The sequence below is a fragment of the Bacteroides sp. 43_46 genome, assembly GCF_001915455.1.
In the GTDB taxonomy this organism is placed as follows: Bacteria; Bacteroidota; Bacteroidia; order Bacteroidales; family Bacteroidaceae; genus Bacteroides; species Bacteroides caccae.
Genome location: NZ_MNQN01000021.1, coordinates 1 through 17,156 on the forward strand (window position 1 = coordinate 1; position 17,156 = coordinate 17,156).

The 17,156-nt window shown below is 43.5% G+C and carries 15 protein-coding genes; 5 read left to right on the plus strand and 10 right to left on the minus strand.

Annotation, left to right across the window (positions count from 1 at the left end):
- The 3 genes from BHV72_RS02245 to rpsU form a co-directional block, all read right to left on the minus strand.
- On the minus strand, window positions 1–108 hold a 108-nt coding region (locus tag BHV72_RS02245), incomplete at its 3' end, for an HPF/RaiA family ribosome-associated protein (protein WP_286854109.1).
- A 16-nt stretch (window positions 109–124) separates the two neighbouring features.
- Window positions 125–1,006, minus strand: coding sequence for a tyrosine recombinase XerC (xerC, locus tag BHV72_RS02250; protein ID WP_005675408.1), 882 nt, complete (start codon window positions 1,004–1,006; stop codon window positions 125–127).
- Window positions 1,007–1,079: 73 nt separating this feature from the next.
- A complete protein-coding gene (rpsU, locus tag BHV72_RS02255) occupies window positions 1,080–1,271 on the minus strand; it encodes a 30S ribosomal protein S21 (protein WP_005675407.1) in 192 nt (63 codons plus the stop codon).
- A 189-nt stretch (window positions 1,272–1,460) separates the two neighbouring features.
- Between rpsU and BHV72_RS02260 the strand changes: the two genes are divergently transcribed.
- From BHV72_RS02260 to BHV72_RS02275, 4 genes are all read left to right on the plus strand, one after another.
- Window positions 1,461–3,242 carry an aminopeptidase P family protein gene (locus tag BHV72_RS02260; RefSeq protein WP_122264201.1) on the plus strand — a complete coding sequence of 594 codons (1,782 nt, stop codon included), beginning with the start codon at window positions 1,461–1,463 and terminating at the stop codon, window positions 3,240–3,242.
- A 79-nt stretch (window positions 3,243–3,321) separates the two neighbouring features.
- Entirely contained in the window at window positions 3,322–3,837 is a 516-nt protein-coding gene (locus BHV72_RS02265) for a gamma carbonic anhydrase family protein (RefSeq protein WP_005675405.1), read from the plus strand.
- A gap of 216 nt (window positions 3,838–4,053) precedes the next feature.
- Window positions 4,054–4,476: a peroxiredoxin family protein gene (locus tag BHV72_RS02270; protein WP_005675404.1), complete on the plus strand. Its 423-nt coding sequence runs from the start codon at window positions 4,054–4,056 to the stop codon at window positions 4,474–4,476.
- Complete coding sequence (locus tag BHV72_RS02275; protein ID WP_022041559.1) at window positions 4,473–6,107, plus strand: TlpA family protein disulfide reductase; 1,635 nt, start codon at window positions 4,473–4,475, stop codon at window positions 6,105–6,107. Before BHV72_RS02270 ends, BHV72_RS02275 begins: the two co-directional genes overlap by 4 nt.
- 137 nt (window positions 6,108–6,244) lie before the next feature.
- Here the strand turns inward: BHV72_RS02275 and BHV72_RS02280 are convergent, their stop codons facing one another.
- Both BHV72_RS02280 and gltX read right to left on the minus strand, forming a co-directional pair.
- Window positions 6,245–7,468, minus strand: a complete 1,224-nt coding sequence (locus tag BHV72_RS02280) for a 3-deoxy-D-manno-octulosonic acid transferase (protein WP_122336612.1) — start codon at window positions 7,466–7,468, stop codon at window positions 6,245–6,247.
- 17 nt (window positions 7,469–7,485) lie between these two features.
- Complete coding sequence (gltX, locus tag BHV72_RS02285; RefSeq protein WP_005675401.1) at window positions 7,486–9,003, minus strand: glutamate--tRNA ligase; 1,518 nt, start codon at window positions 9,001–9,003, stop codon at window positions 7,486–7,488.
- 94 nt (window positions 9,004–9,097) lie between these two features.
- On the opposite strand from gltX, the gene BHV72_RS02290 reads away from it, so the two are divergent.
- On the plus strand, window positions 9,098–11,170 hold the full coding sequence (locus BHV72_RS02290; protein WP_122336614.1) for an HD family phosphohydrolase: 2,073 nt from the start codon (window positions 9,098–9,100) through the stop codon (window positions 11,168–11,170).
- On the opposite strand, the gene BHV72_RS02295 is transcribed toward BHV72_RS02290, so the two are convergent.
- From BHV72_RS02295 to BHV72_RS02315, 5 genes are all read right to left on the minus strand, one after another.
- Window positions 11,145–11,615, minus strand: coding sequence for a low molecular weight protein-tyrosine-phosphatase (locus BHV72_RS02295; protein WP_286854097.1), 471 nt, complete (start codon window positions 11,613–11,615; stop codon window positions 11,145–11,147). The genes BHV72_RS02290 and BHV72_RS02295 overlap by 26 nt on opposite strands.
- A gap of 60 nt (window positions 11,616–11,675) precedes the next feature.
- A complete protein-coding gene (locus tag BHV72_RS02300) occupies window positions 11,676–13,472 on the minus strand; it encodes a DUF4091 domain-containing protein (RefSeq protein WP_005681727.1) in 1,797 nt (598 codons plus the stop codon).
- Between the two features lie 56 nt (window positions 13,473–13,528).
- A complete protein-coding gene (gene priA, locus BHV72_RS02305) occupies window positions 13,529–15,985 on the minus strand; it encodes a replication restart helicase PriA (RefSeq protein WP_005675396.1) in 2,457 nt (818 codons plus the stop codon).
- Window positions 15,986–16,064: 79 nt separating this feature from the next.
- Entirely contained in the window at window positions 16,065–16,637 is a 573-nt protein-coding gene (locus tag BHV72_RS02310) for a porin family protein (RefSeq protein WP_005675395.1), read from the minus strand.
- A gap of 283 nt (window positions 16,638–16,920) precedes the next feature.
- A complete protein-coding gene (locus tag BHV72_RS02315; RefSeq protein ID WP_286854106.1) occupies window positions 16,921–17,061 on the minus strand; it encodes a hypothetical protein in 141 nt (46 codons plus the stop codon).
- Window positions 17,062–17,156 lie beyond the last annotated feature (95 nt).

Consider the following 17,156-nt stretch of genomic DNA (forward strand, 5'->3'; position numbering starts at 1 on the left):
TTTCTTTATATCTTCGTAATACTTTTCCAACTTAGACACTTTCTTTTGAATAAATGCCTGCAATTGCTCTGACGCATCAAAGTGAATTGATTGAATTCTTACATCCATACTTACCTCCTTGTTTTTAAGCTCTTGGATGAGCTTGTTTATACACTTTTTTAAGTTCTTCAAATGTGGCATGCGTATAGATCTCGGTAGTTGCAATACTCTCGTGACCTAAAAGTTCTTTTACTGCACCCAACTCCGCATCATTGTTCAGCATCGTGGTAGCAAAAGTATGCCTCAACACGTGAGGACTCCTTTTTTTCAGCGTAACCACCTTTGACAGGTTCCGTTTCACTAAATTATAGACTAGATTCTTATAAAGTCGTTCGCCATTCTCTCTAACAAAAAAAGCTTCCGACCTTTCCGGAATCATTTCGTTTCTTATGTTAATATATCCAAGCATCAACTCACGCAGTTCATCACCGAACGGTATCAGCCGTTGCTTGTTCCTTTTCCCGGTTACTTTCAAAAGAGAAGCAGAAAAATCCACATCCTTGTCATCCAATCCTATCAATTCCGAAAGCCTTATGCCCGTAGCATAAAATACTTCAATAATCAATCGATCCCGATAACCTTTAAACCCTTCACCAAAATCCGTTTCATCCAGCAGCTTGTTCATTTCGCTTTCTTTCAAGAAAACAGGTAGCGGCTTTTTATTTTTAGGTCCTGTTATTTTACATAACGGATCCTTAGTCACCTCCCCCTGCCTTAAAAGATATTTATAGAACGACCGGAGCGAACTCAGTTTACGATTTACAGAAGTCGAAGTGTATCCCCTATCCATTAATGAAACAATCCATTCACGAATCAGTTCAGCTTCCACCTCCAACGGATTAAATCTTCCATACTCTTCCTGAGCAAACTCCTGTAGTTGCTTTATATCCTCACTATACGCCAGAACGGTTTTTTCAGAGTAATTCCGCTCATACCGGAGATAATCAAGAAAAGATTTTATTAACATAATATCGCTACATCTAAAATCGTGCAACGAATGTATGAAAAGAATTCAATAATTCAAAGGAAATTACGAATTATTAATCTTCTACTTGCTGAAGTTGTTGTACGTAAACTGCACGTTCTTTCTTAAGTCTTTTAGTTACAGACGGTTTATCAAACTGCTGTCTTCTTCTTAATTCTTTAACGATGCCAGTTTTTTCGAATTTTCTCTTAAACTTCTTCAGCGATTTTTCAATGTTTTCGCCTTCTTTTACAGGTACTACAATCATTTTGTTACTATTAATATGTTATTGGTTAAAAAATTCCGCAGTCAAATTGCGCCGCAAAATTACACATACTTTCTTTATTCACAAAACTTTCGGCAAATATTTCTCAAAAACTATTCATAAACAACTCATTAACCGTAAAAAGTTACTACCTTTGAATCTGTTATATGTCTATTAATAATATAAAATGGTATGAGACAGAGTATAAAAGAACGAATGCATGCATTACGAATGACATTCCCCCCCAATTACATTAAAGCGTTTATCATCCCCAGCACCGATCCGCATTTGAGCGAGTACGTAGCTCCGCACTGGATGTCACGTGAATGGATTTCCGGTTTCACGGGTTCGGCAGGAACCGTTGTCGTCTTAATGAACGAAGCCGGACTATGGACCGATTCCCGTTATTTTCTACAAGCCGCCAAAGAATTGGAGGGTAGCGGTATTACTTTATATAAGGAAATGCTACCGGAAACTCCCAGTATTACAAAATATCTCAGCCAGAAGTTAAAGCCCGGTGAATCGGTAAGTATCGATGGCAAGATGTTCTCCGTACAACAAGTTGAGCAAATGAAAGAAGAACTTGCAGCATACAGTTTGCAGGTTGACTTATTCGGTGATCCGCTGAAAAGGATTTGGAAAGACCGGCCTTCTATACCTGATTCTCCGGCCTTCGTCTATGATATTGAATATGCCGGTAAAAGTTGTGAAGAAAAAGTTGCCGCTATTCGTGCCGAATTAACAAAGAAAGGAGCGTATGCCTTATTCTTATCTGCCCTGGACGAAATAGCATGGACTCTCAATTTGAGAGGGAACGACGTGCATTGTAATCCGGTAGTAGTCAGCTATCTGTTAATCACGCAAGATGACGTGATTTACTTCATCTCACCGGAAAAGGTTACAAAAGAAGTGAACGAGTATTTAAAAGAACAGCATGTCAAGTTGAAAAACTACGATGAAGTAGAAACTTACTTGAATACTTTTACAGGCAGAAATATCCTTATTGATCCCAAGAAAACAAACTTTGCCATATATTCTGCAATTAATCCGGAATGCAACATTATACGTGGTGAATCTCCTGTAGCTCTATTAAAGGCTATTCGAAACGAACAAGAAATTGCAGGTATTCATGCAGCTATGCAGCGGGATGGCGTTGCGCTCGTCAAATTCCTCAAATGGTTGGAAGAAGCAGTGCCTTCCGGCAAAGAGACAGAACTAAGCGTAGACAGGAAATTACATGAATTCAGAGCAGCCCAGCCCCTTTATATGGGAGAGAGTTTCGACACTATTGCCGGATATAAGGAACACGGAGCTATTGTGCATTACTCCGCAACTCCGGAAAGTGACGTTCCTCTTCAACCTAAAGGTTTTCTTCTTTTAGATTCGGGAGCCCAATATCTGGACGGGACTACCGACATTACCCGCACGATCGCATTAGGTGAACTAACTGAAGAAGAAAAAACGGATTATACTTTGATATTAAAGGGGCATATTGCATTGGCTATGGCTAAGTTCCCAGTCGGAACCCGGGGCGCCCAACTTGATGTTCTCGCCCGTATGCCGATCTGGAAATATGGAATGAACTTCCTTCATGGTACAGGCCATGGTGTCGGGCATTTCCTCAGCGTGCATGAAGGACCGCAAAGTATCCGCATGAACGAGAACCCTGTCGTATTACAACCCGGCATGGTTACTTCCAACGAACCGGGAGTTTATAAAGCCGGCAGTCATGGCATCCGCACCGAGAACCTGACGCTTGTCTGCAAAGACAAAGAAGGTATGTTCGGAGATTATCTCAAGTTTGAGACGATTACCTTATGTCCTATTTGTAAAAAGGGAATAATCAAGGAAATGCTGACAAATGAAGAAATTGAATGGTTAAACAATTATCATCAGATTGTCTACGAAAAGCTGTCACCGAATCTTAACGAAGAAGAAAAAGTTTGGTTACAGGAAGCGACTGCTTCTATTTAAGCCAACCTTGCTCAACACCCGGATGTCATACAACATAGGGCAGCATTAAATTAAAAATTTTATTAGGAACAAATACTTTATGGCTTTAATAAAATCTGTACGCGGCTTTACTCCCGAAATCGGAGAAAACTGCTTCCTCGCAGACAACGCAACTATTATAGGAGATGTAAAAATAGGAAATGATTGCAGTATATGGTTTAGCACCGTATTGCGCGGTGACGTCAATTCTATACGTATAGGCAATGGAGTTAACATCCAGGATGGAAGTGTTTTGCATACATTATATCAAAAATCAGTTATCGAAATCGGCGACCATGTTTCCGTGGGACATAACGTAACCATACACGGAGCGACTATCAAAGATTATGCTTTAGTCGGAATGGGATCGACCATACTAGACCATGCTATAGTCGGTGAAGGAGCAATTGTAGCTGCCGGTTCTTTAGTCCTAAGTAATACAGTAATCGAACCTGGAAGTATTTGGGGTGGAGTACCTGCCAAATTTATAAAGAAGGTAGACCCGGAACAAGCCAAAGAATTAAACCAGAAGATTGCTCACAATTATCTGATGTATTCGCAATGGTATAAAGAATGATTTTTTAGTAAAATCGGAAACAAAGCTTCACTCCTTCTTACACTTAAAACATAAGAGTAAGAAGGAGTTTTTCTTGTATTACCCGTATCAATCATCATTGACTTCCAAAGTCCATATTCATCTTATTTAACCCTCTGATAATTGAAATATTACGAAAGATCCGTAGATTTGTAAAAGATTAAATCGAGGCAGTGAATCAACAAACATTCACCTATTATGAAAATAAGACTACTACTTACAATTCTCTTACCGACAGCAACAATAGCTGCCAATACCCAAATCATGGAAAGAACGTTTTTAAAGAAAGTACTTACCAAGTTAGAAAAGATTGAATCTGCGACATATTACGTCACTGACGAAAGCCGGCAACCTGATGATTCCACCACATTATTCAGTAGCAAAGAGTTTGAGCTTATCGCAATAGAATCTTGGAGCCGCCAAGTATCTTCTATTCGAAATTACGCAAACCGGAAGAAGTTAAATGATACTATTCTAAACGCAGCCAATGAAGTAATCAAACAATATCAGACAAGCGGTGCCACACCTTACTTTTTCATTGTAGATCAAGAAGGAATCAGAAGTTATAGTAAAGAGAATACCGATAAAGAAATAATCCATACAATAAAAGAACTACTATGAGCAGACTATTTACCTTCCTTTGCCTGTCTTTGTTATTCAATCTAGCACAGGCACAATTACCGACCCCCGAGTATAAAAAAGGACAAGCCATCCTGAGTGGGACAATCGCCAATTACAATCCGGACGACAATCTGATATTCAAGATCGGTGCTCCCAATATCGTAATGGGAACAGCCGAGACACTTTATCCGACTGTTGAAGCAGATGGAAGTTTCACGATTAATATTCCTCTCTACCATAGTGCTCAAGTACGGATGATAATAGGAAATGCAGATTTAGTCATTCTGTTAAGTCCCGAAAAAGAGACCAATGTAACTATCAATTTAAGCAATCTGCCAGGAAAACAATTTGTATATAGTGGTCAGTATGCTACCATTAACAATGAATGGTGTCAGCCGGAACTGATAACAAAGATACCTCCTGTTTATAGAGATGGCGACTTATTGGATTCTATTGCAGGCATCAGTGCCAACAAGTTCAAGGAACGCTGCATCAACCAATACAAACAGTACATAGCGCACAACAACACACAGTCGCAATTCAGCGAAGACACTCGTACACTAGCCAATCTTTCATGCGCATTTGATTGTCTGGAAAACCTGCAAGCTACCCACTATTGTCTGCAAACAGCTTATCAGAAGAAAGAAAACATTACGCGAGAACAAGCTTTTGCAGCTTTCCTCGATATACATTTACCTGATGATTTTCACAACTACCTGAAAGATTTTCCTGTCAATCACCCTTTGGCACTTTATTGTTATAATTACCGTAATGTAGTCACAAACTTCTTATATGATACACACTATGACCCACTCTCTATGGAAAAATATCTATTGGAAAACGCACCGCTCACAAAAGAGGAGCAGACACTCATTCATCAATATGAAGCAGCTTTTAAAGCAGGAGTAATCTTCCGGCAGCAAAACGATTTGATGACACTCATCCGCAAATATACTAAAGAGAGAGACGACTGTAACTGGAAAATATTTTCCGAAGCCAAAAAACGTCTGGGGCATATCCTGCAAGACAGCACCTGTTTGCCGGTTGACTACATACGCGCAATCTATATGCGCTCCAGCCTTTACAACCTACAACCGTTGACCTCCCGGCAGGAAATCATGGCTTCGGAAATTACAAATCCTATATTCATAGGAATCATTCAAGACATGAACCGTCAGATGCAACCCCGGAAGAAGGCAACAACAAAGAAATATACCATCTGCGAAGCGCCGCAAGTGGCAGAAGAAGAACTGCTGGATGCACTCATTGCACGTCATAAAGGCAAAGTACAGTTTATCGATTTCTGGGCTACCTGGTGTGGCGGTTGCCGGCAGATTATCAAAGAATATGAGCCGCTAAAGAAAGATATAAGTGAAGACAAAGTAGCTTTCATTTACCTCACCGGCCCCAGTTCGATAAAGAAGACATGGGAAATACTCATAGAAGATATCGCAGGCGAACATTACTGGCTGGACAAAGAGCAATGGGAATATCTTTGGACACATTTTCAAATGACAGGGTTACCGATGTATCTGCTAATAGATAAGCAAGGGAATATAGTGAAACGATTTACTCACATTACCGCCAAAGAATTAAAAGATTTACTGGAACAAGAAATCAATAAGATATAAGTCCGTACAAATACTAATAAAAGAGAATTGTTTTTCAGGGCAGGATTTCGGAATATGAAATCTCCTTTAAGAAGAGAGAAGTCCCCTTATTTTAGATTGACCCATTACAGAGAACTAAAATTAGGGGACTTTTATAATTAGAAATTAATCATGTGCATAATCTTCTCCGTAGCTCCGGCGTTGCTTGTCACATAATACCCCGCATTTGTACCGGTTTCACGCAAGAATACCTCATCAGTCCGGAAACGATCCAGCAAAGTTTTCAGTTCATCATAATCTTTGATAGAATAGGCTCCTTTTGCTTCCAGCAATTGAACAGCTTCCATAAATTTCTGGTATTTAGGTCCGAAAATCACAGGAATACCATACACGGCTGCCTCCAAAGTGTTGTGAATACCAACCCCGAAACCACCCCCGATATAAGCTATTTCTCCATAACGATAAATAGAAGAAAGCAATCCGAAACAATCAATAATGAGACAGTCAGCTTTCAATACATTCTTTTCGTCGGCACGGGTATAACGCACGTAAGGACGTTTCAGTTTGCTGATAATCTCTACCAGGTGATTTTCATCAATTACATGGGGAGCTATAATCAGCTTCATTTCCGGGTGATTGTTGAAATACTCAAGGAATAAATCTTCATCCGGTCCCCAAGAGCTTCCCGCCACAAAAGTAAAGGTATTGTCTCCTTTGAACAGTTTCACTAACGGAAGATCTTTGGCTTCCTCGCGAATCTGCAATACCCGGTCAAAACGGGTATCACCCACTACCGTCACACGGTTAATACCTATCTTTGACAAATAACGTTTGGAAGTCTCATTCTGCACAAACAGGTGGTCGAAATCCTTCAACACATTCCGATATGTCCCTCCATACCATTTAAAGAAGATCTGATCGCGGCGGAAAATAGAAGACACACTATACACCGGGATACGGCGTTTATGCAGTTCGTCCAGATAATTTTTCCAAAACTCGTACTTGATAAAGAATGCCATGCAAGGGTTTGAGATATCCAGGAACTTCTTCACATTCCGCGGTTTGTCAAACGGCAGATAGCAGACAATATCCGCTCCCCGGTAGTGCTTGCGCACTTCATAACCGGACGGAGAGAAAAAAGTAAGCAATATCTTATAATTCGGATATTTTTCCCGAATCATTTCTATCAAGGGACGTCCCTGCTCGAACTCACCAAGCGAAGCGGCATGGAACCAGATATACCGCTCCCCTTTCTCCACCTGTTGGCGTAGAAGTTCATATACCACCCAATGCCCTTTCATCATCTTCCGGGGCTTGCGGCTAAACGGAGCAGCCAAATGGACGAAAAAGTCATAAATGACTATTGCCAGGTTGTAAAGCATAGTACTATGTATGTCGATTACTTCAAAACCTCTACCGCCCGTTTCATACGAGCCACAGTCTCTTCCTTACCCAATACCCAGGAAATGTCGAACATGTGCGGGCCTTTGCCTTCGCCTACCAGAGTCAGACGGAAAGCATTCATGATATTACCTGTATGATAACCTTTTTCCGCAATCCAGTCCATTACGACCTTTTCCTGCCCTTCAATACTAAAATCTTCAATGCCGGCAATTACTTCCGCCAATTCGGTCATACACTTAGCCGAATCTTCTTTCCAACGTTTCTTTACTGTCTTTTCATCATATTCGGTAGGAGCCACAAAGAAGAAGCTGCATGTCTCCCACAGTTCCTTTACGAAACTTACGCGGTCTTTCATCATCCCGACCACAGTAACAACCTTCTCGAAAGGAGCCTCCACACCGTGTTCTTTCAATACAGGCACAAACAGTTCGGCAATCTCTTCATTCGGTTTCTGCTGGATATACTGGTGGTTGAACCAAATACCTTTCTTATAATCAAATTTAGCACCCGACTTACTGCAACGGTGCAAGTCGAATAACTTTATAAGTTCGTCCATTGACATCACTTCCTGATCGTTACCCGGATTCCAGCCAAGCAAAGCAAGGAAATTGATGACAGCTTCAGGCAAATAACCGGATTCACGATAACCGGAAGAAACCTCTCCCGATTTCGGATCATGCCATTCCAACGGGAATACGGGGAATCCCAGACGGTCACCGTCACGCTTGCTCAGTTTGCCGTTGCCTTCCGGCTTCAAGAGCAGAGGCAGATGAGCAAATTCCGGCATGGTATCTTCCCAGCCGAAAGCACGGTACAACAGTACGTGCAGCGGAGCGGAAGGTAACCATTCTTCCCCACGGATCACATGGGAAACCTCCATTAAATGATCGTCCACGATGTTAGCAAGGTGGTAGGTAGGCAGTTCATCGGCCGATTTATAAAGAACCTTATCATCCAGAATAGATGAGTTGATAATCACTTCACCACGGATCAAGTCGTTCACACGAACATCTTCGTTCGGTTCAATCTTGAAACGGACTACATATTGCTTGCCTTCCGCAATCAGTGCATCCACTTCTTCCTTCGGCATAGTCAGTGAATTACGCATCATCCCTCGGGTAGATGCGTCATATTGGAAGTTAGCAATTTCCGCACGCTTGGCGTCCAGTTCCTCCGGGGTATCAAAGGCGATGTATGCTTTTCCATTCTCCAGCAAAACCTCTACATATTTCTTATAGATTTCGCGGCGTTCCGACTGACGGTACGGGCCATGTTCCCCACCGAAGCTCACACCTTCGTCAAAGTGGATACCCAACCACTTGAAAGATTCGAGTATATACTCTTCCGCTCCCGGAACAAACCGGTGAGAGTCAGTATCTTCTATACGAAATATCAGGTCTCCGTCGTGTTGACGCGCAAATAGATAATTATACAAAGCTGTACGCACACCACCGATGTGCAGTGCTCCCGTAGGACTCGGAGCAAAACGAACTCTTACTTTTCTTTCTGCCATAATTTGGGTTAGTATAGGTAAATCGTGGCAAAATTAAACCTTTTTTTCCACACTATTGTTTTTTTTTGTACTTTTCGCAAAAATTTCAATGCGTATGGAACATTTGAAGAAGAAAAAGAGTTTCTCATGGAGAGATTTGCTATATAAATCACTGCTATTTGTGGCTACTGTGGCACTGATTGTTTATTTCTTACCGCGCGACGGGAAGTTCAACTACCAGTTTGATATAAACAAACCCTGGAAGTACGGGCAGTTGATAGCTACTTTTGATTTTCCTATCTATAAAGACGAGGCGGTGGTGAAGCGCGAACAAGACAGTCTGTTAGTTCTTTTCCAACCTTACTACGAGCTCGACAAGAAGATAGAAAAGGACGCCATCAGCAAATTGAAGGAGAACTATCATACGAACCTGAAAGGGATCCTTCCATCCATAGATTACCTGCGGTATATCGAACGCACGCTCAAAGAAATCTATCAGGCAGGGATTGTATCGACAGAAAACATACAGCAACTGCAAAAAGACAGCACTTCGTCTATCATGGTTATAGACGACAAGCTAGCCAACCCGCATCCCACCGAGGAGATTTACACGGTGAAGAAGGCTTACGAATACCTGCTTTCGGCTGACTCTACCCATTTCAACCGGGATATTCTAAGACAATGTTCGTTGAACGAATACATCACTCCCAACCTCACTTTTGACGAACAACGCACCCTGACTGCCAAAGAAGAAATGCTGAACAACTATTCCTGGGCGAACGGGCTGGTAGTCAGCGGACAAAAGATTATCGACCGAGGAGAGATCATCAGCCCGGAAACTTATAATATTCTGGAATCACTGCGGAAAGAATCCATTAAGCGGAATGAGTCAATGGGGCAAAGCCGCCTGATTCTCGGAGGGCAGATTCTGTTTGTGGGTATGCTGATGTTGTGTTTCATGCTTTATCTTGATTTATTCCGGAAAGACTATTATCAACGGAAGGGCAGTTTGTCGCTGCTGTTCACTTTGATTGTATTTTACAGTATAGTCACGGCTTTCATGGTCACACACAATATATTCAATGTGTATATCATCCCCTATGCGATGTTGCCGATCATTATTCGTGTGTTCCTCGATTCAAGGACCGCTTTCCTGACACACGTCATCACGATATTAATATGCTCCATATCCCTACGCTTCCCGCATGAATTTATCCTGACCCAGTTGGCGGCGGGACTGGTTGCGATATTCAGTTTAAGGGAATTATCCCAAAGATCCCAGCTTTTCCGGACGGCGCTATTAGTCATATTGACTTATGCCGCCATTTACTTTGCCTTCGAGTTAATGACGGAGAACGGGCTTTCCAATGACTTCTCGAAACTGAATTTGCGGATGTACACCTATTTTATAATAAATGGAGTTCTGCTATTATTCGCTTATCCGCTGTTGTTCCTGTTGGAAAAAACATTCGGATTTACCTCCAATGTCACTTTGGTGGAACTATCGAATATCAATAATGACTTACTGCGCCAGATGTCCGAGACGGTACCAGGAACTTTCCAGCACTCCATGCAGGTAGCCAATCTTGCGGCAGAAGCAGCTATCCGCGTCGGTGCGAAAAGCCAGCTCGTACGTACGGGAGCTTTGTACCACGATATCGGAAAAATGGAGAATCCGGCTTTCTTCACCGAGAACCAGTCGGGAGGGGTCAATCCGCACAAGAACCTGAGCTACGAACAGAGTGCACAGGTCGTGATCAGTCATGTCACGGACGGATTAAAACTAGCCGACAAACACAATCTGCCTAAAGCCGTCAAAGACTTTATCAGTACGCATCATGGACGGGGGAAAACAAAATATTTCTATATCTCGTGGAAAAACGAACATCCGGACGAGGAGCCGAACGAAGAATTATTCACTTATCCCGGTCCGAACCCGTTTACTAAAGAACAGGCCATCCTGATGATGGCGGATGCCGTAGAAGCAGCTTCACGCAGTCTGCCGGAATATACGGAAGAAAGTATAAGTAACCTGGTCGACAAGATTATTGACTCCCAGGTTACAGAGGGCTACTTCAAGGAATGCCCTATTACTTTCAAAGATATTGCCACAATAAAAACTGTATTCAAAGAAAAACTAAAGATTGCTTATCATACCCGGATCAGTTATCCTGAGTTAAAGAAATAAGCAGGCCGGAACAGGCATCTTCCAAAATATCCAGCACATACACGAAACCTTCGGCCCCACCATAATAGGGGTCGGGGACATGATCTGCGGGGATACGGTTGCAATATTCCGTCATGCGGTGAATCTTCTTCCATTCTTCGGGAGAGGGAGCTTTATCTTTCAGGTCCTCAATATTACGGTCATCCATACCGATAATCAGATCAAAATTATAAAAGTCCTCTGTCCGTACCGGGCGTGAACGATGCACCAGTTGATACCCCCGACGGGCAGCGTGGGCACGCATCCGGCTGTCCGGCAACTCTCCCTGATGGTAAGACAGGATTCCGGCGGAGTCTATCACAAACTCTTTCTCCAGTCCCGCCTCCTCTATTAAATGAAGCATTACACCCTCTGCCGTAGAACTACGGCAGATATTTCCCAAGCAAACAAATAATATTTTCTTCATAATAAACTTTTAATACTTGACAATATGCCACAAGGAAACCTTGCTCCGGTGTTACGCCGGTTAGAATGAGTTCAAAATCTGATTCGCCCGGTTCACGGTGACAGCTGCCGGGATCTCCGGCATATCCCCCAAGTTGAACGGAGCCAGCATTTTCTCAATCTTCTTCAGTCCGGCTTTATTTCCGTTCTTCTCAAATTCCTGACGAAGAATATTTATTTTCTCATGTGCCTGTACTCCTTCGATCAAACGTTCGAAACGGATACAGCTACGTGCTCCGGGGTATACCAGATAAGTATCTCCGGCTGCCCAGGTACGGAAACGGGAATCGAGCAACGGCTCCAACGGCCAACTGTTGTACGCCCAACGCAGATAACCGTCCAGATGCTTCTTTGAAGAATAGAAACTCATCCAGGCAGCTTCGGCCGGGTCGGAGAAAGTAAACGTATTGGGGTGTGCTTCCGTGCAGCAAGTATAATAGGTAGTGCGCTTATTCTCGGCTTTACGGCGGAGACGTACATCTTCGGGATAGTTCTGACCGATCACAATGCAATAATCATACAAATCCGGCTCAATTTCCGCATGATAATTTCCTGCCAGTGAAACTTTAAAATCCGGATCAGCCTTACGAATCACTTTCAGAGTCTTCTGCATTACGTCCATTGGGCGCTCATCCATAGCAATCGTACAAATATCAAACCAGCCTTTTTCTTTGAGATGTTTTGCAAAAGAAGCAAGCATTGCCACCCACATTTCTTCATAAGCCTGTTCGCCCGGTGCGGTCTTCACAAATTTCAACGAGTTCGTAGCCTGGTCGTAATACTGGAAAGACAGTTTCCAGGGAACCATTGAATAACAGTTTATCTGCTTGTCAATGCCGACACTCATCATAAATTCCACCCAACGGTCAAAAATGGTATAGTCAAACGTCCACGTACCGTCTGCACGTTTTATCCAAGTCACCATTGTGTCGAAATAATCTTCCGTCTGCCCATTCCAGGGTTTATGAGTCAAAGTAGCCGTAATAATCTTCTGCCCGGCATTTGCCAGCATTTTCATCAGAGGGCGCATAGCGTCCAGATGCTCCTGGCTCCATAAAGGCACCTGATAATAACGGGCTACGGCATACGGGCTTTGCCACAAATCCAGATGAAAAGCCCATTCCGAGGGTTGGGGAAGTACGCGGGAAGAAACCGTAATCTCAAGATTGAGGCGCTGTAACAGATTCGAGCCATCGTTAACCAATAACTGTCCTTTATAAGTTCCGGGAACCGCAGACTGGGGAATCCAGCATTGTACCCAGATAGGCTGAACAGTACGAGCAGGCAAAGCCATCGTTTTCAGTTCCGAGTCAATCGGATCGGCTACCAATAGAGAGTCAAAGTCCACCGACTTCCGATAGCCGCACGCACCTCTTCCGTCTTTGTTCAGTTCGTCCGTCATGACGTAGCGGACAAAGCCGGCTGTCAACGCATCTCCCGAAAGAGAGTTCCCCTTCTTATCCTTAAAATCGGTAAAGCTGAAATTCAAGTCCTTCAGCTCCGTGCCTGTCCACACGACCGCTTGGGCATTCACACGTTCGCCGCGCCAGCCTTTCAGAGAGGTGTTCGTGGTTTTCTTCAAAGCCGGAAGCTGATGTTTCGCGTAGCGGACATCAATCGTTCCCCACGACACTTGCGGTGCCGTGACTGCCGCCCATTCTTTTTCGGAAGGTGCCGCAGGGTCGGGCAATTCCTGATAAGCCTGTAAAGGGAACTTCGGTTGTCCTGTCGGAACGCCGCACTGGGTTACTCCTTGCTGGGCAAACACAGAACCCATGCTAAGGAAACAAGTCAGAGAAAAAATTGTAAATCGTTTCATGGTTAGTTAATTAAATTAATACAAGGTTTATTAATAAGGGGGAATAATTTCTTTTATCACATAGGGTCTACATCATAGTAGACTATCAGGGACTTATAACGCTCATCCTCTATCATCTCCCGTTGAATGCGCAAAAGCAGTTCCCGGGCACGCCCCATTGGGGCATTCTGTTCTATCTTCACAACGATCTTTTTGATGAACAGTGTCTGGATACGGGCAACAGGAGGTTTATCCGGTCCCAGCACCCGGTTGCCGAATACTGCCCTCAACTTGCCGGCCATTACCGCCGCCATTTGATCCAGCAACGACTCATTATGATTTTTCAGATAAACATATACCAGGCGATAATAAGGAGGATAGTGGAACATCTGACGTTCCGCCAGTTGCCCGCCTACCATATCTTCATAGTCATTGGCAATCACCTGATGAATAATAGGGTGGTCGATACTCTTGGTCTGGAGTATCACACGTCCGCGTTTATTCTTACGCCCGGCGCGTCCCGCTACTTGTGCCATTAGCTGGAAGGCACGTTCGTAAGAACGGAAATCGGGATAATTCAACATCGTATCGGCATTCAGTATTCCGACGATACTTACATGGTCGAAGTCCAAACCCTTCGACACCATTTGCGTACCGATCAGAATATCGGTCTTTCCCTGTTCAAAGTCTGCAATAATCTTTTCGTAAGCAGAGCGGGTGCGGGTGGTATCCAAATCCATACGCGCCACGGCTGCTTCGGGGAAAAGGATTTTGATGTCGTCCTCAATCTTTTCCGTACCAAAGCCGCGGTTCACCAGTTCCGTACCTTCGCAAGCGGGACAGGCCTTCGGAAGTTGATAGGTATAGCCGCAATAGTGGCAGGTCAGTTGATTGATTCCTTTGTGGTAAGTCAGGCTCACATCACAGTTTTTGCACTTCGGCACCCAGCCGCAAGTACGGCATTCTATCATGGGAGCGAAGCCGCGACGGTTCTGGAAAAGAATCACCTGTTCCTTCTGTTCCAGGGCTTCTTTCATATATTGTACCAGCAAAGGCGAGAACTGTCCGACCATTCGTTTCTTACGGTGCAGTTCCTTGATATCTACCGGGATAATCTCCGGCAACTGAATCTCTTTATAGCGTTCTTTCAGTTGGACAAAGCCGTATTTTCCGTCCGTCGCGTTCTGCCACGTCTCGATAGAAGGAGTAGCCGTTCCCAACAGTGTTTTAGCTCCATACATGGCAGCCAGTACAATAGCTGCGCTACGTGCATGATAACGGGGAGCAGGGTCTTGCTGCTTATAAGTATTCTCGTGTTCCTCGTCCACAATCACCAGTCCCAGGTTCCGGAAAGGGAGGAAAACGGAAGAACGGACTCCCAAAATAATATCATAGCCATTTTCTCCCAACTGTTTCCGCCATATCTCCACCCGTTCGGCGTCGGGAAACTTAGAGTGATAAATGCCCAGCCGAGAGCCGAAAACCCGTTGCAGACGTTCTGTAATCTGGGTAGTCAGGGCAATCTCAGGCAACAAATACAATACTTGCTTTCCCTGACGAATAGTTTCTTCTATCAGATGAATATATACTTCCGTCTTACCACTGGACGTCACCCCATGAAGCAGGCAGACATTCTTTTCCCGGAAGGACTGTACGATTTCATCGTGTGCCCGTTGCTGAAACTCATTCAACGTATTCAGTTCGACGACCTCCTTCACCTGCTGGTTCAACCGGCCGATCTCATGATGATAAATCTCAAATATCTTTTTCTCTACCAGACCGTTCAGAATGGAAGGCGACACATTGGCGCGTTGCAACAGTTCTTTCTTGGAGACTTCTTTCGGGACTTCATTTCCCAGAATCCCCGAACATTCCACATATTTCATCAACAATGCCAACTGCTTCGGGGCACGCGACAGGATATCAAACAGTATATGCAGCCGTTTTTCATCCGCCGAACCCGCAAGCCGCACCCGCGCCTCCGTCTTGGGTTTATAAGTACGCCTCAACTCCTCCTTTACAAAAATCGCTTCTTTATCGAGCAGCGACTTGATGACAGTCAGAATATTTTTTATCCCGCTCTCCTTCTCCAGCTTAGTGACACACTGCTGTGCATCCACGGCAAGCAAATCCAGAATGCGCTGTTCACGTTCCGGCAATGGTGCATCCGCTTCAAAATCGGGATTATACTCTACAATCGTTTCGCTTTCGAGTTTCAATCCCGAAGGCAGCGCCGCCTTATAAACATCCCCTTGCGTACAGAGATAATAATCGGCTATCCACTCCCAAAATTTGAATTGAACAGGCAATAATATAGGAGAAGCATCCAGCAATGCAGATATGTCCTTCACCTCATACTCCGTCGGAGCACAATAATGAACATTAAGAACGATAGCCGTATAGAACTTCTTCCGTCCGAAAGGAACTACCACGCGGCAACCGATCTTCACTTCTTCCGCACACTCGTCCGGCAAAGAGTAAGTAAAGCTCTTTGGAAGCGGAAGCGGTAATATGACATCTACATACTTTTTCATTGCAGGCACAAAGATATAAAAAAAGAGGCTTCCGACAGTCGAAAGCCTCTTGTTCTACTATGTTAAAGTAAATTATCCGCTAAAAAATATAAGCAACAGATACCTGCCAAGTCTTGGTTTTATAGGAACCGCCGCCGTCAATATCAGCAGTGTCGCCCAATGGGATATTATAATTAGCTCCCACCTGCAAATGGTTCAGCAACTTCAGGCCGGCACCTACATTGATACCTACTTCCGCCTTCTTCTTGTCGATTCCGGTTTTCTTTTCAAAGTCGAAATAAAAATCAGGACCGGCAGCCAGATAAATACCGGCCAGGCTACCCAAGCCGATGTTATACTTCAAGTTAACCGGGATGTCAATACCGTTCTGCTTCACAGTAACATCCGCGTCGGCATCAGAAACCTTGATACCTCTTTGGGCAAAAAGCAACGCAGCATCTACCCCCAACCCTACGATTGGAATATTAAACTCAGCCATTGGGCCAATAAAGAAGCCGGTAAAATTATCCTTCTTAAAGTTTTCTTTCACATTAGAGAAGCTCGCTTTTGACAAGTTCAAACCTCCCTTTACACCAAAATGTATTTGAGCCTGAGCAGGCATTGCCATACCAATACATACAGCAATCAATAAAGCACCAAAAATCTTTTTCATAAATTTACGTGTTTATAATTCGGGACAAAGATATATAATTAGAATAAATAAACACAATTTATCGGTTTTTTGTTCGCTCAAAGTCGCTATTGTTCATCCACTCCTATTCCCGCGCCTTCTCTGATAGTTTAATTTCATTTCCGAATTCTCATACAGAATCTTTTGAACCAACAGGCACGACAGGCGGTTTGCGCCAATTTAGGAAGATAATGATAACAACAGACATCCACGCCATGCATTTATATATAACACATCTCTAACTGATATGTTGATATACAGCCATTCACGTGGAGTATAATCGTTCCAGTTTATCGATATACATCTGTGTAGCCCCCAGTCTGTTCCGTTCTACAAAATCCTGAATGCTTCTGTCGTCTATAAAGTCAACATCGGGTCTTTGGTAGTCTACTATGATTTCTCTCATTTCTATCAGAACTCAGAGGTATTCTGCCTCAAATCCATATTTCACAGCTGCTTCTTCTATGCTAATCCATTGTGCCATAGCGTTTGTTCTTTTAT